Source organism: Endozoicomonas sp. 8E, assembly GCF_032883915.1.
Lineage (GTDB): Bacteria > Pseudomonadota > Gammaproteobacteria > Pseudomonadales > Endozoicomonadaceae > Endozoicomonas_A.
In genome coordinates this window covers 2,322,689-2,343,717 of sequence record NZ_CP120717.1, presented here as the reverse complement: position 1 = coordinate 2,343,717, position 21,029 = coordinate 2,322,689, and the positions used below count along the sequence as shown (strand labels likewise).

General features: G+C 48.8%; 10 protein-coding genes. 3 read left to right on the top strand and 7 right to left on the bottom strand.

The window, feature by feature from the left end; genetic code table 11:
* The first annotated feature begins 12 nt into the window (after positions 1 to 12).
* A complete protein-coding gene (locus P6910_RS08125; RefSeq protein WP_317145768.1) occupies positions 13 to 5,847 on the top strand; it encodes a hypothetical protein in 5,835 nt (1,944 codons plus the stop codon).
* Positions 5,848 to 5,950: 103 nt separating this feature from the next.
* Here the strand turns inward: P6910_RS08125 and P6910_RS08120 are convergent, their stop codons facing one another.
* The 7 genes from P6910_RS08120 to P6910_RS08090 are packed head-to-tail and all read right to left on the bottom strand — an operon-like array spanning position 5,951 to position 7,810.
* Positions 5,951 to 6,340: a hypothetical protein gene (locus tag P6910_RS08120; protein WP_317145767.1), complete on the bottom strand. Its 390-nt coding sequence runs from the start codon at positions 6,338 to 6,340 to the stop codon at positions 5,951 to 5,953.
* 2 nt (positions 6,341 to 6,342) lie between these two features.
* Positions 6,343 to 6,588, bottom strand: a complete 246-nt coding sequence (locus P6910_RS08115; RefSeq protein ID WP_317145766.1) for a hypothetical protein — start codon at positions 6,586 to 6,588, stop codon at positions 6,343 to 6,345.
* 2 nt (positions 6,589 to 6,590) lie between these two features.
* A complete protein-coding gene (locus tag P6910_RS08110; RefSeq protein WP_317145765.1) occupies positions 6,591 to 6,857 on the bottom strand; it encodes a hypothetical protein in 267 nt (88 codons plus the stop codon).
* Between the two features lie 2 nt (positions 6,858 to 6,859).
* A complete protein-coding gene (locus P6910_RS08105) occupies positions 6,860 to 7,105 on the bottom strand; it encodes a hypothetical protein (protein ID WP_317145764.1) in 246 nt (81 codons plus the stop codon).
* Positions 7,106 to 7,107: 2 nt separating this feature from the next.
* Positions 7,108 to 7,374, bottom strand: coding sequence for a hypothetical protein (locus P6910_RS08100; RefSeq protein WP_317145763.1), 267 nt, complete (start codon positions 7,372 to 7,374; stop codon positions 7,108 to 7,110).
* Between the two features lie 2 nt (positions 7,375 to 7,376).
* Positions 7,377 to 7,601 (bottom strand): hypothetical protein, encoded by a 225-nt coding sequence (locus P6910_RS08095; protein WP_317145762.1) that lies wholly within the window; start codon positions 7,599 to 7,601, stop codon positions 7,377 to 7,379.
* A gap of 2 nt (positions 7,602 to 7,603) precedes the next feature.
* The gene (locus P6910_RS08090; RefSeq protein WP_317145761.1) at positions 7,604 to 7,810 is read right to left on the bottom strand and encodes a hypothetical protein; all 207 of its coding nucleotides are present in this window, start codon (positions 7,808 to 7,810) and stop codon (positions 7,604 to 7,606) included.
* 315 nt (positions 7,811 to 8,125) lie between these two features.
* Here P6910_RS08090 and P6910_RS08085 point away from each other — a divergent pair, with 315 nt between their 5' ends.
* Positions 8,126 to 14,650, top strand: coding sequence for a hypothetical protein (locus P6910_RS08085; RefSeq protein ID WP_317145760.1), 6,525 nt, complete (start codon positions 8,126 to 8,128; stop codon positions 14,648 to 14,650).
* Positions 14,651 to 15,141: 491 nt separating this feature from the next.
* Positions 15,142 to 20,985: a hypothetical protein gene (locus tag P6910_RS08080; protein WP_317145759.1), complete on the top strand. Its 5,844-nt coding sequence runs from the start codon at positions 15,142 to 15,144 to the stop codon at positions 20,983 to 20,985.
* Positions 20,986 to 21,029 lie beyond the last annotated feature (44 nt).

Sequence of the window (21,029 nt, the reverse complement as noted above, 5' to 3'; positions counted from 1 at the left end):
CGAGGTAGTAGAATGAGAAATATCCGCCCCAATGCATTAAGCCTTGCCGTGGCCGTTGCAATCAGCTCTTTCATCATTGCTACAGACGCACTGGCCAGTCGCAGGCTGCAGACAAAATCTGTTGATTTTTCGGGCAGTGAACAGGTGGAGTTTACCCAGAGTGAGGTCATCGTTACGCCAACTTTGGATGATAACTTGCAGCCAATACCCAAATCCTTTACCACCACCTACCCTGATCAGACTGAAATCAGAGCAGGCTATGACATTCCTTCTGAAGGCTTCACAGACGTTCTTTCTGGCATCGAGGGTGGCGTTTCCAGTGTTGATCAGTTTGAGACAGACGAGAATAACGTTGCTCAGAAGTACACCAAAGTCCTGAAGGTGGGTAATGAGGGGGTCTTCAGGTTTACCCATAACCTTGCAGAAGAGAAACTGCTTATCGAAGTCAGAAACAGTATGACCCATCAGGATTCAATTGGGGCTGTTCGCGCTCAATCAGGGGACGCCTGGACATTGGAACCGTTTACTGGAATGGCCAGCCCCGATCATCTGGTGAGGGTACTGAAAGGTGCGAATGAAAGAGCAGGAAACCTTGGCGAAGCCGATAACTATATTGCCCTTGCCACCCTTGAAGTAGATAAGGTTGAGGTGGACGGGCGCACCTTCATGCGCCTTGTCGCCGCAGGCGATCAGCCCCCTGAGCTGCAGCGTCTGGGTCAGTCACTTTTTGTCAATGATGAGGTGCTTTTGGCAGCGGCCACCTCTGCCTATACCCAGGTGCATGTTCTGGGGAAAGATATACAACAGAGAGCCCTGGAAGATCTGCTGTCATACCATAACCCCGTCGGCTATGTTGTACACGTCGAGGATGAGACACAGGCTTATCCTGTCCCTGCTGGTTATCCAAAACTGGAAGTGACTGAGACTCCGGGGGAGATTATTGTCTTCCATGGTCAGAAACAGAGCCCAACCGATATCGCCCTTGTGCAAAATCTCTATGGCGTCTCGAATTGGGGTACCGGTTATGATAACAAGGACACTGCACAGGTTAAAAAAGACAAGGTCAAAAGCTACCGGTACATCATTCGAAGCAGGCAGATGACAATACTGGAGGATTTGGCCGCAAAGCGCCATACCGGACTCAACTTCGTTAAAGAAGACGGTGATAAGGTGTACGAGCTTGCCTACTTTGAAGGGCTTCAGCTGGCATTGGCCAGCGCTGTTTCAGATGGAGCAGATGAAGTTGAATTCACATCAGAACACGTCTATTTCACTTCGGAGTTGACCACGCCAACCTGGGTGCATATTCAACTGTTAAGACACTTCGGCTTCAAACCTGTACTTAGAAATCTTCTGGCTAACGGGCAATTTGTTCAGGATATTCATAAAGCTTTACTATTTCTCACCAATTCGTATGTTGATTCTCATATTTATCCTTCTGATGATTCTTCTGGCCTTGGCGAAGACTTTACTGCCAGAGTCATTGGTGACTTTGTCGGGCAACTGCTTGAGATGGAAAACGAGTTAGAGAAGCTCAGGACAATAGAGGCCGTGCTGGCAAAACAAAGTGAATTAACCAGTCGCTTATTCGCATCAGCCGCTCAAGGTATCGGGCAAAACTTGAGAATGGAGGAGTTAAATCAGCAACTTGTGGATGAGCTTGCGAAGATTCATGGCACGGTAGATGCTCTGGTAAACCAGATAGAGACGCTTCAACGGGAAGCCGATCAAATTCCATTGCTAAAAAAACAAGTTCATGATGCCAGAACAGATGCCACAAAAGCTCGCAACGCTCAAACAGCAACAGAGCTTGGTATTGAGGACTGGGATGATACCCAACCACTGGAAGAGCAAGCCAGACTGATCAGCAAAAAAATTACTGAAATCTTCAGATTGGTAGCCCCAACAGCACAGTCACAGAAACAAGCTCTGGAGGAAAATCTGGCGACTATTGGAGCCAGGCTTATTGTTGTCCCACTTAATGAAGACGACCTGGAGGCTGGTCAGCAAGCCTTTCAGCAACAAATCACCAGCTCAGAGGCTAAAAAAGCAGCAGAAATAAAAAAACGCTTTACGACTATTGCCGCATATTTAAACATCAAGGATTTTGATAGCAATGCAGATATTGACGTTCAGCAAGAACATCTGATTCAAACACTTATGAAAATGGTTGAGCAGCTCAATATGGAGGATTATTACACCGGACTCAGAAAAGCTTCTCTGGCAGCAGTTCTGGGTATTGATCTGAATGAAGACAGCAGTCTGGAAGACCGCGTCAATCTCGAGTTAATGGTACATGACAAGCTCTTCGAGCTTTCAAAGCTGGAAAACGAACTGGAAGACATCAGAACACCAGGCCACCCCAAAGTCATGCCTGAAGTATTCAGGACCCTTCTTGCCGTGCAAAGCGTTTTTGAGAAAGAGCACCTCCGCGAAGAGAACGATGTGTATTACCATCGTCAGGTCATTTCTGAAGCTATCCGGATATACATCAGAGAAGCCCGACAGCAGTCAGACGAAGAGGCCCTGGCCGTACTGAAATCCATGGAAGGGATACTCAGCATCAACATCAATGAAGGTGATGACAAAGCAGCAAGACTGAAAAGGGTTCTTTCAAGGCTTGATGGCGGTGATATCTCAAATCACGAGCTGGATCAGATGGACAAGATCCTCCGGTGGGAAGGAAAAAGGCCTGATCTGATGGAAGACCCGGAGAAAGACCTGGAGTGGAGTCTGGTTAAGATGGATTTGGTACTGCGCAGTATTCGTGATTGGATTACCTTCAAAGTCGAAGAATCGGATCAGCGGGCCAGAGAACGACAGGCAGATTATCTTATCGCTCTGGAGGACAAGCTAAATATTGACACTCATGAAAACCCTGCTGCTCAGGAAAGAGGAGAAACTTTCTTCGCTAAACTGGCCAGTAAACTGCATATAGGGTTTGCAGACGATGCCGACCTGTCTGACCAGAAGGATACCCTGAGAGAAAGACTTCAGGAATTAATGGAAGAACTAGAGGAAACTTATGACGATGAAGGTGTTAAAAGGGTCAGTAACAATAAAATTGCTGATCAACTCAACATTAATGACTACAGAGATGATGCCGGCATAAACGAACAAAAGAGTCTGATTAGAGAAAAGCTTGAACAACTGGATGAAGAAGTTTTCAAAGTGGGTCAGCCTGATGTCAATGAGCGTATCGCAGCCATTGAGAATGAGCTTGACAGGCAAATGGCTCGCCTGGGATCCAAACCCCGATACGTTCTTGATCGTGAGTTAGCCACAGCCAGGCGAGCAGTAGAAGAAGCTGAAAGTGAGCCAGAGACTGCTAATCACAATCTGGATGCTATTCGTCGCAAACAATTGGTCTCTTTGGGTAGCCATACTGAATTCAAAGATACTTCAGATAAAGACGATACGACGCTCAATCAGGCAATGAAACAATATCAGACCGAGCTGGGTCTGTCTGCAGGTGATGAGCAAACCAATAAAGAGCGAGTAGAGGACATTATAAATTTCCTGCTGGAATGCAGTGTAGAAATACGAGATGAAATCGTTGAGGAACTGAGAACCAAAACAAATCTGGACATCCGGATAGATGGCGACCCCGCATCGCTGGAAGCAGCCCATTACGTTATTGCTATTAAAGACCATTCAGATACTTATGCCCGGGACGCAACTGATCAAGTCGATGCCGGATTTGGCGACAAGATCCAACAGCTGATTCAGAAACAGGCCCACCCGAAAGCTGAAATTGAAGCCTCTGGAGCAGATATTGAGAGAATGAAAAAAGTCCTGAAGGCTGCCGAAGAAGCCGTCAAAAATGATGGTGGTCCCTTCCAGTACACACCGAAACAGGCAAAAGTTCTGGACGCTATACACACATTCACTCAGCAGCACCTTCTCAAAAAACAAGCTCTGGGAGCCGCGATGAGCTTGGCAGAATCTGCAGTAGAAAGCGGTAAGACAATACCCTGCCTCAAGACTTTCGATTTTAATGATGAATTTGCACCAATTCGCTTGCAGGCATTGGCCGGAGACGAACTGACGTTTAAACAGGCCAGTTGGATTGTGGAAGTTTTCAAGAGCCTGAAGACGATCTTCCGGGATTATCCCTTCGAGCCTGCGGAGCACCCATTTCGAAATGCCATTAGAGAAGCCCAGATTCTGGTGCAAAGAGCCAGAAATGAGATAAAAACCGCGTCTCAACAATACGATGACGAAATTCGTGACATAGGCTCAGCGGGCATTCACTTTGTCGAGCATCTACCAGGGGACCTGAAAAGCTTCCCGGAATACTTTGCCAGCCATTCTGCCAGTGGTAAAAAAATCATGGCTTTGCTTCGTGAAGGCCTGATCAGTAAGGTTGAACTTGAAAACTACATGAAGGCCGTCAGAGGTGTCGACGGTTATCAGACAGTGGCTGAATTTGAGCACTTCCTTGGTTATAAACACGGCGTCAAGGTGCCTGAGTTCAGGAAGGTTGTCCAGATGCTGTCCGATGAGAGTGCCGAGGCATTCATGCAGAGTGTCTTTAATCCAGTGACCGGGACTCTGATGGGTCCGGCAGGTATGAAAGAGTCGCTTGTCGGCATGAAAGACTACGCAGCCGCAGTCATAGCCAACTACGTTCTTGACGATATTGCCTTTGAAAATGGCCGCAGGACAGCTGCCTTCCTGATTAATGTTCAGGATACCCTGACACCTTATGCCAATGCTGTCAGCCTGTCTGAATCAGACCTGATCAAGGCTATTCATGACACCTTGATGCAGGCTCATGCCGCAGCGGTTGAGTGGCAGCTAAAGGAATACTGGGTCAAACCTTCAGCCTTCCTGGTACAGGCTGTCACCTGGTACCTCTCCAGCTACAAACCGCTACTGACGACTCATACCGTCTCGCAGGCTAGCACGCTGTCCCTCTCAAACATGTCGCTTCTCTATCTGCTGGACCTGACCAACAGGGGGGATTATCTGCACAGAATGCTCACACCTTTCCAGCACTGGCTGGAACGCTACCGTGTTGATCTTGACCGAACCGGGCAATATGCCTACCACAGTGGCATTGAACAAATCTCCGAAGTGGGTGGACTGGCGATGTCATTGGGTAAAGCCGCGTCCTCAGTGATTCTGTTGAAAACAGGCTCTGCGCTGTTTGCCAGACAGCATAACGCCAACCCACAGAGGTATCGCAGCATTTTCCGTCTGGTGCCCGAAATAGTGAAGTCCATGGGGTCCGGACAAGGGATTCAGGTACCGCTGCTGCACAGGGCGACGCCACAAAAAGTGAAAACTCTGGCTGCTGCCACCGCCGGCCTGGTGCTGGGTCCGGTAGCTACTGTCGGAGCGTACGCCCACGGTCTTATATCCGGGTTCACCTATGCTCAAACCTTCGGCTTGGCTCTGGCGTCGAGTCTCACTTTCGACTTTTTTATGAACGACAACAAGATACTCACTCAATGGCTGGGTGGACCTCTTGGACGTTGTCTTGACAAAATTAATCGCTGGCGCGGCCTGGGTGAAACAGACGATGAGTATTTACAACGCACCGCTATTGCTTCGCCTCAGGGCTTCAGTGAAACCGATGAAGAATACGCTAGTCGTGTTAAAGCAAACAACACGATGTATGGATGGACTCGACACGAAAATTATCTGCAGTTCCGTGAACGCCGTGAGCGCACCATGAAGCTGTTTGAGAATGGCTGGGAGAAATACTTCAGGGAAAATGTGCCTAAATGGTCATTCTCCCACGCAGAAAGTATTCCTTACTCTTACACTCTGGGCGCCTTCTACGAGAGGAAAGCAGCACTGACTGATCATAAAGACAAGAACCCCCGCAACGAACTTTGATATCAGAAACCATTGGATGATCCCTCCACTGCCATGCAAAAGAAACCGGTTTAAGGGAATACCTACCGGTTTCTTTCAGATCAGGCAATTGATTAAACTCTGTTCATGAATCAACTCGTTCCCACGCTCTGAGGGTGTCGCAGAACTCCAACAAGTCGTTCCATCGCTCTGAGGTCGTCATTCCCGCGAAGGCGGCTGTCGCAAAAGCCCAACAACTCATTCCCACGCTCTGAGGCTGTCGCAAAACTCCAACAGCTCGTTCCCATGCTCTGAGGTCGTCATTCCCGCGAAGGCGGGAATCCAGGGTCAACAGTTGGTCTCTGCCTTCTCGGGGATGACAAGGCCAGGGGGACTCCGGGCAGTATGGTTCTGGTGGTGAGTCTGTGTGGATTCCCGCCTTCGCGGGAATGACGAGAATGAAGTCGGGAATGACGGGAGTCAACTCGTTCCCTCGCTCTGAGGGTGTCGCAAAACTCCAACAGCTTGTTCCCATGCTCAGAGGTCGTCATTCCCGCGAAGGCGGGAATCCAGCGCCAACGGTGGATCTCTGCCTTCTCGGGGATGACAAGGCCAAGGGGGCATCGGGCAGTATGGTTCTGGTGGTGAGTCTGTGTGGATTCCCGCCTTCGCGGGAATGACGAGAATGAAGTCGAGAATGACGAGAATGAAGTCGGGAATGACGGGAGTCAACTCGTTCCCTCGCTCTGAGGGTGTCGCAAAACTCCAACAGCTTGTTCCCATGCTCAGAGGTCGTCATTCCCGCGAAGGCGGGAATCCAGTGCCAACGGTGGATCTCTGCCTTCTCGGGGATGACAAGGCCAAGGGAGCATCGGGCAGTATGGTTCTGGTGGTGAGTCTGTGTGGATTCCCGCCTTCGCGGGAATGACGAGAATGAAGTCGGGAATGACGAGAATGAAGTCGGGAATGACGAGAATGAAGTCGGGAATGACGGGAGTCAACTCGTTCCCTCGCTCTGAGGGTGTCGCAAAACTCCAACAGCTTGTTCCCATGCTCAGAGGTCGTCATTCCCGCGAAGGCGGGAATCCAGTGCCAACGGTGGATCTCTGCCTTCTCGGGGATGACAAGGCCAAGGGAGCATCGGGCAGTATGGTTCTGGTGGTGAGTCTGTGTGGATTCCCGCCTTCGCGGGAATGACGAGAATGAAGTCGGGAATGACGAGAATGAAGTCGGGAATGACGGGAGTCAACTCGTTCCCTCGCTCTGAGGGTGTCGCAAAACTCCAACAGCTTGTTCCCATGCTCAGAGGTCGTCATTCCCGCGAAGGCGGGAATCCAGCGCCAACGGTGGATCTCTGCCTTCTCGGGGATGACAAGGCCAAGGGAGCATCGGGCAGTATGGTTCTGGTGGTGAGTCTGTGTGGATTCCCGCCTTCGCGGGAATGACGAGAATGAAGTCGGGAATGACGAGAATGAAGTCGAGAATGACGAGAATGAAGTCGGGAATGACGGGAGTCAACTCGTTCCCTCGCTCTGAGGGTGTCGCAAAACTCCACCAGTTCGTTCCCATGCTCAGAGGTCGTCATTCCCGCGAAGGCGGGAATCCAGCGCCAACGGTGGATCTCTGCCTTCTCGGGGATGACAAGGCCAAGGGGGCATCGGGCAGTATGGTTCTGGTGGTGAGTCTGTGTGGATTCCCGCCTTCGCGGGAATGACGAGAATGAAGTCGGGAATGACGGGAGTCAACTCGTTCCCTCGCTCTGAGGGTGTCGCAAAACTCCAACAGCTTGTTCCCATGCTCAGAGGTCGTCATTCCCGCGAAGGCGGGAATCCAGCGCCAACGGTGGATCTCTGCCTTCTCGGGGATGACAAGGCCAAGGGGGCATCGGGCAGTATGGTTCTGGTGGTGAGTCTGTGTGGATTCCCGCCTTCGCGGGAATGACGAGAATGAAGTCGGGAATGACGGGAGTCAACTCGTTCCCTCGCTGGAGAGGGTTTTGCGACACCCGCCTTCGCGGGAATGACGAGAACGAGTTTTTCGACCCCCTCAGAGCGTGGGAACGAATTGTAACTCTGTTAATGAATCTTTTCCTTTCGTAAAAAAACAACTCAAATCTTCAGCGCAATAAGGAGTTAGAAAGTTCGACTGGTATAAATTCGCTCGACAGTTTACCTGATTTGCAACTGTGAACTAGATTCTCTCAACGGCTCATCGAAACAGCCATGAGCGATTAACAGCCATGAGCGATTAGAAACCGCTTCTCCACTTGAGGAAAAAATCACTTTTCACGGTAAACAGTACTCAGCTCTGAGGTAGTAGAATGACAAAAGCTCGCCCCAATACGTTAAGCTTTGCCCTGACTTTTGTAATCAGTTCTTCCATCATTGCTACACAGGCACTGGCCGATCGCAAGCTGCAGACAAAGTCCGCCGATATTATAAATAATGGACATGTGAAGTTTACCCACAGTGAGGTCATGGTTCGGCCAACCCTGGGTCAGGACCAGCAGCCAATACCCAAATCCTATACAACTACCTACCGTGATAAGACTGATTACAGGGCCATCTATGCCTTTCCTTCTAAAGGCTTCACAGAAGTTCTTGCTGATGTTGATGGCTGCGTTTCCAGTGTTGATCTGTTTGAAACAGGCGAGAATGGCGTTGCCAAAAAATACACCAAAGTCCTTAAAGTGGGTAATGAGGCAGCCTTCAGGTTCACCCATAATCTTAAAGAAAAGGTTCTGGTCATCGAAGTCAGAGGCGGAATGACCGATCAGCATTCAGTTGAGACTGTTCGTTACCAATTAGTTAACAGCGAATTAGAACCGTTAACGAAAATCGCCAGCCCCGGACAACTGGCTAATTTACTTAAAGCTGTCAATTACGTGGCAGGAAACCTCGGCGCAAATCATCACTATGTTCCCCTTGCCACCATTCAAGTAGAAGAAGTTGAGGTGAATGGGCGTACTTTCATGCGTCTTCTCGCTGCAGGCGATCAGCCTCCTGATCTGCAACGTCTGGGACAATCACTCTTTGTCAATGATGATGTTCTCCTGGCAGCAGCTGCATCTGCCTATATCCAGGTTCATGTGCTGGAAGAGGATTTACAACAAAAGGCTCTTAATGAACTGTTGGCACACAGCAAACCCGTCGGCTACGTTGTACACGTCGAGGACGACACACAGGTTTACCCTGTGCCTGCGGGTTATCCAAAGCTGGAAGTAACAGAAGCTCGGGGGGAGGTGATTGTTTTTCATGGTCAGAGGCTGAACCCCCATGATATCGCTTTTGTAGAAAACCTCTATGACCTCTGGAAAAAAGCTGAAGGTAATCCCCCCTCCCTCGAAGTGGTAACAAAGGTTAAAAAATATAAGGTCAAAAGCTACCAGTACGTCATTCGTAGCATGCAGATGACAGTGCTGGAGGGGTTTGTTACGAGACACGTAGCCGCCCTTAACAAAGATCAACCGAGGACGCTTGCAGACGAAGATCAACAGGCGATGCAAGCGCTTGCATACTATGAATCTCTTCAGCAGGCATTAGCCAGTGCTACTCCCTATGGAATTTACGGAAACGATGAGTTTGAACTTACGCTGGAACACATCAGAGTCGTTTCGACGGCCATCACACCAACCTGGCTGCAGATCCAACTCACAAAACATTTCTGCTTCAGACCCCAACTGAGAGAGCTTCTGACTAAACAGCATTTTGTTCAGAGTATGCTAAATCTCATAACCGGTGTCTCCGAACCACTGACCGATATTTTTCACGACGACCCTTATGTTTCCAAAGTCCTGAGCGATATGGCCAGACAACTGATTGAGAGGGAGCTCATACTGGAAGATCATCTGGCAACAGTAGCCGAACTCACCCGGGTTGAAAGCCTGTTAAGACTCGTATCAGAAGAATTCAGCGTCAGTGAAAAGGTAAGACAGAGAGCACTGTATCTCCACCGGCAACTTGAGGATAAGCTTTCACAATTTACTGCCAGACAGGAAGAAATGGAAAACCTGCTTCGGAAACTTCAACACGAAGTCAGACGAATCCCTTACCTGGAACGACAGGCCCGTGATGCCAGAGCAGAAGCCAACAAAGCTTATAACGCTCAACTGGCAGAAAAACTGGGTATTGATGACTGGGATGATACCCGGCCATCAAAAGAACAAGCCAAACTCATCTCAATAAAACTGGATGAAATCAACCAGGTGATGGCCGCAGCAGAAGAGTTCGACGAAGAAGCAGCAAAAGCAGAGCTGACAGCGATGGAAGGCCCGTTCGGTATTACTCCGGTCAATGAAAACGATCTGAGCGCACGCTTTCAGTCTATTCAACGTTATATACAAGAAAATGCAGAACCCGCTAATGTCGAGGCCTGCCACAGGCTGGCTGTCGTTGAAAGTCACCTCGGTCTGGTCCCGGTCAGTGAAGCCAGCCTGGAAGCCCGTCACCAAGCCATTATGAAGCACCTTAATCAGCAGGGAACTCTATTCCGACAGCATCTTCAGAGGACCAGCACAGAGGCTGGAAAAAGAGCTGCAATCAAAGCTCATTATAAAACCATTGCCGTACATTTAAATATTAAGGATTTTGATAGCAATGCAGATGTCGCCGTTCAACAAAAACGCCTGGTTCGGAGAATTCAGTCACTGAACACTGAACTGGGGAAGATTAACAGACTGAATCTTTGGCAAGCAGACCTGCCTGACAGACTTCATAGTCAGGATAATTCACCCGATGAACACCAGGAATTTATCTTTCAGAGCATCCGGACACTGCCTGCTCAAAGCAGCGAAGAAGACATTGACGCCAAACTCATCGGAGATTATGTGACTGGCTTTTACGACCCTTGGGAAGAAGGCAGCACAATAGAAGAACGCAACACACAGATAGAAGCAACACGCAACAGGTTATACAGTCTCGCAGATTTGGAAACAGAACTGGAAGACATCAGAACACCAGGCCACCCCATAGCCATGCCTGAAGTGCTCAGGAAACTGACTGCCCTGGAAAACGCCCTGGCGATGAGTATTCCGGGTAGCGAGGACGATGTGTATTATCGTCGTGACGCCATTTCCAAGGAAATTCAGGCATACATTAAACAAGTCAGGCAGCAGGTAGAAGAAGAGGCACTGGATGTACTGGAAACCCTGGAAGAAATACTCAAGATCGATGCCGTTGACGATGATGACAACCAGGAAAGACTCGACAGGATTCTTACCAGACTTGAGGACGATGATATCACCGAAAAAATGCTGGACGACATAGACTCCCCTTACTGGAAAGGAAACATTTCACCTGCTTACGAACAAAGAGAAACAAGACCCTGGAGGCTTCAAAGATGTCTTAACTTTTTTTTCGAAGATGCGTATGAACAAGCCATAAGACAACAGACTTCTATGCTAAAAACTTTAGAGGACAAGCTAAACATCGACATTAGCGAAAACTCTGCTGCTCAAAAAAGAGGTCAGGTTTTCACTGTCAAACTGGCCAAAGATCTGGATATAGCATTTGACATGGATGACGACCTGTCTGACCGAAAGGATACCCTGAGAACCAAAATTCAGGAATTAATCGCAAAATCAAACGCACTTTACGACGATGAAGCCGCCAGAAGAGTCTGGAACAATGAAATAGCTTATCGACTCAACATTGAGGACTATAAAGATGATGCCACCCTCGAAGACCAGAACAGTCTGATTGAAACAAAACTCCAACGGCTGGACGAAGAAGTTGTCAATGTCGGCCTGCCTGATGTTAATGAGCGTATCGCCGCCATTGATAATGAACTTGACAGGCAAATGGCTCGTCTGGGAGCTAAGCCACGATTCGTTCTTGATCGTGATGCAGCCAAGGCCAGACGGGCACTAAAAGAGGCTGAAAGTGAGCTGACAAATGTTCATCGCAAACTGAACAGGCTTCGTGGCAAACGCGTGGTATTTGCAGGGAGCCGTGCTGAGCTGCAACCTGTCCCTGATGAAGACAACACGATTGTCAATCAGGCAATGAAACAACTTCAGACCGACCTGGGTCTGACTGCAAGTGACGCACAACGTCCCGAAGAGCGAATGGAGGATGTCAAACATTACCTGCGGGAATACAGCGAAGAAAAACGAGATGAAATCCTTGAGCAACTGAAAACCCTGACAGATGGAGATGACCTCAGTTTACTGGCAGAAGCTGATTACTCTACTGTCGTTGTAGACAATAAAAATACTGGTAGTCTGGACAATAACGATGAACTTTATGAAGCATTGGGTGAACTGCCTTCAACCTGGGACAAGTACGCTCAGATTTTGCAATTTCTTCGTATTCACGACAGAAAAAGCATGAAGGTGAGCAATGCACGGCTTGAAGAGAGGAATACACAACAGAGGCTGGACCTTAAAAAAGAGGAGCTTAAGCGTCCCGCAAACACCGATGAGTCCGCTGAAACCCTCCATAAGAACGAAATAGCCCTGCTGAATTTAGCCCTGGAGCGGAAAAGTAAAGCCTTATCAAAAGCAGAAGAAGACCTGATAGATTTCCATAAAGCGTTTCTTGACCCTCTAGAAAAAGCCGTGGGTCTTAAACCAGACCCCACTGACACCAGTGAACACCGGGTTAATGCCCTGAGAAGCAAAAAGGTACAGCTGGGCGGACATGACGGTAACGGCGGCAGGATCCAGCAACTGACTCAGGATCAGACCCGTCTGGAAGATGAGATTAAAGCCAGGAAAGCAGACATTGAGAGAATGAAGGGAGTCCTGAAGGCGGCAGAGAAAACCGTCGAAAATGACGGCAGCCCCTTCCAGTACACGCCAAAGCAGGCAAAAGTTCTGAATGCTATCCACAAATTCACGCAGCAGCATCCCCTCAAAAAACAAGCTTTGGAAGCCGCCATTGGCCTGACAAAAGCAGCGCAAGAAAGTGGTAAGGCAATACCATCCCTTGCGAATTTCGATTTTGACAATGAGTTTGCAGCGATTCGCTTGCAGGCACTGGCCGGAGACAAACTGACGTTTATACAGGCCAGCCGGATTGTGGAAGTTTTCAAGAGCCTGAAGACAACCTTTCCGGAATCCTCTCCCGAGCCTCTAGAAGGTCAACCCCTGAATGCCTTCAAAGAAGTCCAGATTCTGACGCACCAGGCATTGTATGAGATAGAAAAAGGGGCACAAGAATACGACGACGAAATTCGCGGCTCAGGCTTGGCAGGTATTCACTATGTCGAGCATATGTCAGGAGACATGAAAGACTTTTCGAAATACTTCACTGCCCATTCTGCCAGTGGTAACAAAATCATAGCTTTGCTGCGTGAAGGTCTGATCAGCAAGATTGAACTTGAGAACCACATGAAGGCTGTCAGAGGTGTTGAAGGTTATCAGACAGTGAATGAATTTGAACACTTCCTTGGCTACAAACACGGCGTCAACCTGCCTTGCTTCAGAGCCACTATCCAGATGCTGTCCGATGAGGGAGTCGATGAATTCATGCACAGTGCCTTTACTCCTGTGACTGTGACTGTGACTGTGACTGGCCCGGCGGGTATAAAAGAGTCTGTTGCTGGCATGAAAGAGTATGCTGCTGCGGTCATAGCCAACTATATTCTTGACGATATTGCCTTTGAAAACGGCCACAGGACGGCGGCCTTCCTGACCAAAGTTCAGGATACCCTGACACCTTATGCCAATGCTGTCGGCCTGTCTGAATCAGACCTGATCAAGGCTATCAACAGCACCCTGATGCAGGCTCATGCCGCAGCAATTGAGCACCAGCTGAATGAGTACTGGGTCAAACCTTCAGCTTTTCTGGTACAGGCTGTCACCTGGTACTTCTCCAGCTACACCCCTCTGCTGGCGACCCACAGCACCTGGCAGGCTGTCGAGCTATCCCTCTCGAACGTGTCATTCCTCTATCTTCTGGATCTAACCAACAGGGGTGATTACCTGCACCGGATGCTCACACCTTTCCAGCACTGGCTGGAAGGCTATGGTGTTGATCTTAACCGAACCAGCCAATACGCAAACCACATTGGAATTGAACGCGTCTCTGAAGTGGGCGGGCTGGCCATGCCATTGGGTAAAGCCGCTTCCTCAGTGATTCTGCTGAGAACCGGCTCCCTGTTGTTTGCCAGACAGTACAACGCCAACCCGCCTATGTACCAAAGTATTCTGCGTCTGGTGCCCGAAATAGTGAAGTCCATGGGTTCCGGTCAAGGGGTTCAGGTACCACTGCTGCATCGGGTAACACCACAAAAAGTGAAAACGCTGACTTCTGCCACAGCCGCGCTCGCGCTGGGCCCGATTGCTACTGTTGGAGCATACGCCCACGGTCTGCTATCCGGATTTAGCTACGCTCAAACCTTCGGCTTCGCTCTGGCGTCGAGTCTTACTTACGACTTCTTTATGAACGACAGCAAGATGCTCACTCAATGGCTGGGTGGACCTCTGGGCCGAACTCTTGACAAGATCAGTCGCTGGGCAGGCGTCGGTGAAACGGACGATGAATATGTGAAACGTACGTCTATTGCTACACCTCAACGCTTCAATGAAACCGACGCAGAGTATGCAGGCCGTGTTGAAGCAAGTGACATGATGCATGGCTGGACCCGGCACGAAAATTATCTGCAGTTCCGTGAACGCCGGGATCGCACCATGAAACTGTTTGAAAATGGCTGGGAGAAATACTTCAGGGAAAATGTGCCTGGATGGTCATTCTCTCATGCAGAAAGTATTCCTTACTTCTACACTCTTGGAGCCTTTGACGAATGGCAAAAGGGCGATAATCAGAAGATTCACGGTCACGACAAGAGAAGTGCCTCTCAATCAAGCTTTCCACCTGCAACCCCAGCAGACAGCCTTAATTAAAAGCTACCTCCTTGCCTAGGAGCCTGACCGAGAATAGCGCCCGTAGCGAGGACGGCAGAAAATTGAGGATGAAAATTCGGTTTTGTAAGGAGAATAGCGAGCTATTTGACGAACAAAAGCGGATTTTCAGACCAATTTGCTGCCGCCGCAGTAGGGCAGTCTATTCTCGGTCAGGCTCCTAGCAGCCTGTCGGACTTAAGACTGTCCTACACGGCAACTGCTCCTGCGTTGCTCTAGCTCCTGCATCCATGCAGTCGTCGGCAACTGCTCCTGCGTTGCTCTAGCTCCTGCATCCATGCAGTCGTGCGGTTGCAATAAATTGGTCTAAAAATCCCTGTTTCTTCGTCAAATAGCTCGCTATTCTCCTCAGAAACAGAGATTTTTATCCTCAATTTCTTGCAATCCTCGCTACGGACGCTTAAGTCCGACAGGCTGCTAGTGTTGCAAATACTTTTACCGGTAATAAAAGTAACCGGCGCTGAGGTAGTAGAATGACAAATGTCCGCCCCAACGCAATAAGCCTTGCAGTAGCCGTTGTAATCAGCTCTTCCATCATTACTACAGACGCAGTGGCTGATCGCAGACTGCAGACAAGATCTGTCGATATTCTGAGCAATGGACATGTGGAGTTTATCCAGAGTGAGGTCATGATTCAGCCAACTTTAGGTCATGACCAGCAGCCAATACCCAAATCCTTCACAACCACCTACCCTGATCAGACTCGGGCCAGAGAGGGTTATGACGTTCCCTCTGAAGGCTTCACGGACGTTTTTTCTGGTATTGATGGTGGCGTTTCCAGTGTTGATCTGTTTGAAACAGGCGAGAATGACGTTGCTCAGAAGTACACCAAAGTCCTGAAGGTCTCTGATGAGGAGGTCTTCAGGATCACCCATAATCTTGCAGAAAAGAAACTGATCATTGAAGTCAGAAAAGGAATGACCGACCAGGATTCAATTGTGGCGGTTCGTGCTCAATTAGGCGACAACCTGCAATTAGAACCCTTAACAAAAATCGCCAGTCCCGAACAACTGGCCGGAGTGCTGAGAGGTGCACATGAAAGAGCGGGAAACCTTGGCGAAGCTGATAACTATAGTGACCTCGTCACTATTGAAGTAGGCGAAGTTGAAGTGAACGGGCGTACCTTCATGCGTCTTATCGCCGGCGGCAATCAGCTTCCCAAACTGCAGCGTCTGGGCCAATCGCTCTTTGTCAATGATGAAGCGCTTTTAGCAGCTACCACCTCTGCTTATATCCAGGTTCATGTTCTTGGGAATGAATTACACCAGAATACTCTGGACGCTCTGTTGTCATACCAGAAGCCCGTCGGCTATGTTGTTCACGTCGAGGATGAGACACAGCTTTATCCTGTGCCTGCTGGTTATCCAAAACTGGAAGTAAGTGAGACTCCGGGGGCAATTATTGTTTTTCGTGGTCAGAAGCAAAATCCGGCAGATGTCGCTTTTGTGGAAGCTCTCCATTACATCTGGGATAAATCTGGCTGCAAGGCCCCCACTCCTCAAACAACAGCACGGGTTATAAAAGACAAGGCCAAAAGTTACCAGTACGTTATTCGAAGCAGACAGATGGCAATGCTGGAAGAGTTTGCTGAACGGCGCAATGCCGGAGTTGGCTTGAGTCAAGAATACGATGAAAAACTGGGGACACTTGCATTCTTCGAAAATCTTCAGCAGGCACTGACCAGTGCTACTTCAGTTGCAGCAGATGAATTTGAATTAACAATACCACACGTCGGATTCACTTCACTGTACATCTTGCCAACCTGGATGCATATTCAATTCGTTAAACACTTCAGCTTCAAACCTGCGCTTAGAAATTTTCTGACCAGTCAGCATTTTGTTCAGGATACTCACGAAGTTATGCCCGCTTTCAACAAAATCTATAGCAATTATTTTTGTAATGATCCGTCTAGCAATTCTTTTGACAAAGGCGGTAGATTTGCCTCCAGGTTCATTGGCGATTTTGCCGGGGAGCTGCTTGAGATGGAAAGCGAGCTGGAAAAGCTGAAGACAAAAGAGGCCAGGCTCGCAACAGAGGGTTCTTTCATCAGAGCCACAAAAGCTGTTCTGACAGCGGCTCTTGGTATTGAACCGAGTGAAGAGAACACACCAGAAGACCGCTTCGCCCTGGAATCAACGTTACATACCAGGCTCTTCAGACTTGCAGAGCTGGAAACAGAGCTGGATGACATCAGAACACCAGGCCACCCCAAAGCCATGCCGGAGGTACTTGAGACACTGAGTGACGTGGAAAAAGCCCTTGAGATGAGTGACCTTGATGAAAACAACGATGCTTATCTCCGTCGCCAGGAGATTTCTGAAGACATGCATGCTTTCATCAGAAACGCCAGACAGCGGTTAGAGGAAGCGGCTCTGGACCTTCTGAAAGTCACAGAAGAAACACTCAACATTAACATCAGTGAAGAGGATGACAAAATAACAAGACTCACCAGGATTCTTGGAATACTTGACGACGATAATCTCTCCGATGGCCTCCTGGATGAGATAGATAATACCCTCTGGACCTATCAAAGCGAAGCTATGGACGAGAAGGATCTCAAATTCATGAAGCTTATTGCACATCTTCGCTACAAATTCGGAGAATCGGGCCCGGATCAGCGAGCCACAGAACAACAACAAGAACTGCTGGAAGCAATAGAAGAAATACTCAACATCAGGTTCAATGGAGAGGATGACAAAGCAACAAGACTTGCCTGGATTCTTACAGTCATTGACGACGATGATATCCCGGAATCGACTCTGGATCAGATACATCAATCCCTCTGGAAAGAAGCCAGGACAACCCTGGACGATAGAGGCCTCAAACTAAAGATGCTTCATGCGAGTCTTAACTATAATGTTGAGGATTTGTACCTGGATGAACAAGCCAAAGAAAATCAGATAAATCTGCTTAATGCTATAGAGTTCGAGCTGGGTATTCATCCTCATAAAAGCGTTGCCGCCAAAAAAAGAGGCAGGGCTTTCACTGCTAAACTGGCCAAAGACCTGAATGTAGCATTTGCAGAGGATGATAACCTGTCAAATCAGAAGGATGCTCTAAGAACCAAAATTCAGTCATTAATGGATGAGCTACACAATGTCTGTGATGAAGGCATCAAAAGAGCCATAAACAATGAAATGGCTCATCAACTCGATATTAAGGATTATAAAGAAGACACCCCTATAGACGACCAGAAAAATCTGATTGCAGCAAAACTCCAACAGCTGGATAACGAAGTTTTCAATGCAGGCCAGCCTGACGTTGATGAGCGTATTGAAGCCATTGAAGTTGAGCTTGACAAGCTAATGGCTCGTCTGGGACCTGAACCCCGATACGTTCTTGATCGTAATGTTGCCAATGCCAGAAGGGTATTAGAACAAGCTGAAAGAGTGCTGGCAGGCGTTCGCAGCAAACTGAGCGCTCTTTGTCGAAAAAAAGTGGTAATTCTGACTCGTCCTGAACTCGACCTTGCTATCGCGAATGAAGACGCAAAGCCTCTCATTCAGGCAATAAAACAAATTCAGATCGAATTAGGTCTGCCTGCAGATGGCGAGCAAACCATTCGAGAGCGGATAGACGACATTAGACACTTCCTGCGGGGAGAAGGCGCAAACAGACGAAATGAAATCTTTGATAAACTGCAAGCTGCCGCAAAAACTCATAACATTCGGATAAAAAGTGACCTCGGTTTACTGGAAGACGATGATTACTATATTGCCATTGCAGCCTATGCGAATGCTCTTGCCCGGGACAAAACCAATGAAGTCGAGGATGAACTGTCTTTAACCAGAAAAAAATACACTCAGGTCACGGAATTCCTGCATGAGCACGACAGGAGAAGTATGGAAGTCACCAATGCCCGGCTTGAAGAGACGAAGGCACAAGAGGATCTGGACCGAGAAAGACAAAAGATGATCGATGTTGGAGGCGTCGATCTGCCGGACCTGGTTCTTAAGCAGAAAAGTGAAGCTGTCTCAAAAGCAGAAAACGCTCTGAGGGATTATCATAGAACGGCTCTTGATACCACTGAAGAAGCCGCAGGCCTCAAACCAGAGACATCTGACAGCTATGAAGACCGGATTAATGCCCTGAGAAAAAAACGGGTAAAACTGGGCGGTGATAATGGTACTGGCGGCAAGATCTGGCAATTGATTCAACAGGCCCGTCTGGGAGCTGAGATTGATGCCAGAGAAGCAGATATTAAGAGGATGAAGCAAGTCCTGAAGGCCGCAAGGAAAGCTGCCGAAAATGACGGTGGTCCCTTCCAGTACACGCCGGAACAGGCAAAAGCTCGGGCCACTATGGATACTTTCACACAGCAGCACTCTCTGAAACAACAAGCACTGAATGCCGCAATGGGTCTGGCAGAATTAGCAGTAGAAAGCAGTAAGACAATGCACTGGATTACGACTTTCGATTTTGATGATGAATTGGCACCCATTCGTTTGCGGGCGATGGTTGGAGACAATCTGGCTTTTGATCAGGCCAGTCGGATTGTGGAAATCTTCAGAAGGCTGAAGACGAGCTTCCCGGAACCCGGTTTCAAGGCGTCAGAAGATCAGCCCCTGAACGTCCTGGAAGAAATCTACAGACTTGTGCTCAGGGCCAGAAATGAGATGGGAAGAGGGGCTCAACAATACGACGACGAAATTCATGGTATGAGCAAAAGAGCCATTCACTTTGTCGAGCATGAACCGGGGAGCCTGAAAAGTTTCTCGGAATACTTCGCTGCCCGTTCTGCCAGTGGTAACAGGTTCATAGCACTAGTGCGTGAAGGTCTGATCAGCAAGGACGAACTCGAGAACTACATAAAGGCCGTCAGAGGGGTCGACGATTACCATACAGTGGATGAATTTGAGCACTTACTTGGCTACAAACAGGGTATCAAGGTGCCTGAGTTCAGGAAGGTTGTCCAGATGCTGTCCGACAAGGGTGCTGAGGAATTCATGCAATGTGCCTTTAATACTGTCACCGTGACTGCAGCCGGCCCGGCAGGTATGAAAGTGTCTGTTGCCGGCATGAAAGAGTACGCAGTTGCTATCATCGCCAACTATGTTCTTGACGATATTGCCTTTGAAAATGGCCGCAGGACAGCAGCGTTTCTGGCCAATATTCAAGATACCCTGACACCTTATGCCGCTGCTGCCGGCCTGTCAGAATCAGACCTGATCAAAGCTATCCATGACACATTAATGCAGGCCCATGCCGCAGCGGTTGAGCATCAGTTAAGTGATTACTGGGTCAAACCTTCAGCCTTTCTGGTACAGGCTGTGACCTGGTACTACTCCAGCTACAAACCTCTATTGATGACCCGTACCGGCTGGCAGGCTGCCGGGCTGTCCCTCTCAAACATGTCGTTCCTCTATTTGCTGGATCTGACCAACAGAGGTGATTACACCCACAGAATGCTCACACCTTTCCAGCACTGGTTGCAACGTTATGGTGTCGATCTTGACCGAAGCGGCCAATACAACTACCACAGCGGAATTGAAAAAATCTCTGAAGTAGGCGGGCTGGCCATGCCACTGGGCAAGACCGCTTCTTCAGCCATTCTGTTAAGAACCGGTTCCATGCTGTTTGCCAGACAGCACTATGCCAACCCCCACAGCTATCGCAGTATTTCCCGTCTGGTGCCCGAAATAGTGAAATCCATGGGTTCCGGACAAGGGGTTCAGGTGCCACTGCTGAACCGGGTGACACCACAAAAAGTGAAAACGCTGGCTTCTGCTACAGCCGGCCTCGTACTGGGCCCGATTGCCACTTCCGGAGCATACGCCCATGGTCTTATATCCGGGTTTACCTGCGCTCAGACGTTCGGACTTGCCTTGACGTCTAGCCTCACTTTTGACTTCTTTATGAACGACAACAAGATGCTCACTCAATGGCTGGGTGGACCTCTGGGCCGAAGCCTTGACAGGATTAATCGCTGGATAGGCGTGGGTGAAACCCGGGATCAATATGTGAAACGTACGGCTATTGCTTCGCCTCAAGGCTTCAGGGAAACCGATGAAGAGTATGCAAACCGAGTTAAAGCCAGTGACAGGATGCATGGCTGGACCCGACACGAAAATTACCTGCAGTTCCGAGAACGCCGCGATCACACCATGAAGCTATTCGAGAATGGCTGGGAGAAATACTTCAGGGAAAATGTGCCTAAATGGTCGTTCTCCCATGCAGAAAGTGTTCCTTACTTCTACACTCTTGGAGCCTTCTACGAACGGCAAAAGGGCGATGATCAGAAAGTTCACGGTCATGATAATAAAAATGCCTCTCAATCAAACTTTCTACCTGCAGCCCCGGCAAACTACCCTAACTAAAAGCTGCTTCCTCGCCTGTCGTTGCAATCATTTTTCACGGTAAT

Coding starts and splice junctions, on each gene's coding strand:
- P6910_RS08125 (WP_317145768.1), top strand. CDS start 13: ATGAGAAATATCCGCCCCAATGCATTAAGCCTTGCCGTGGCCGTTGCA.
- P6910_RS08120 (WP_317145767.1), bottom strand. CDS start 6,340: ATGGGAACAAGCTGTTGGAGTTTTGCGACACCCTCAGAGCGAGGGAAC.
- P6910_RS08115 (WP_317145766.1), bottom strand. CDS start 6,588: ATGGGAACAAGCTGTTGGAGTTTTGCGACACCCTCAGAGCGAGGGAAC.
- P6910_RS08110 (WP_317145765.1), bottom strand. CDS start 6,857: ATGGGAACAAGCTGTTGGAGTTTTGCGACACCCTCAGAGCGAGGGAAC.
- P6910_RS08105 (WP_317145764.1), bottom strand. CDS start 7,105: ATGGGAACAAGCTGTTGGAGTTTTGCGACACCCTCAGAGCGAGGGAAC.
- P6910_RS08100 (WP_317145763.1), bottom strand. CDS start 7,374: ATGGGAACGAACTGGTGGAGTTTTGCGACACCCTCAGAGCGAGGGAAC.
- P6910_RS08095 (WP_317145762.1), bottom strand. CDS start 7,601: ATGGGAACAAGCTGTTGGAGTTTTGCGACACCCTCAGAGCGAGGGAAC.
- P6910_RS08085 (WP_317145760.1), top strand. CDS start 8,126: ATGACAAAAGCTCGCCCCAATACGTTAAGCTTTGCCCTGACTTTTGTA.
- P6910_RS08080 (WP_317145759.1), top strand. CDS start 15,142: ATGACAAATGTCCGCCCCAACGCAATAAGCCTTGCAGTAGCCGTTGTA.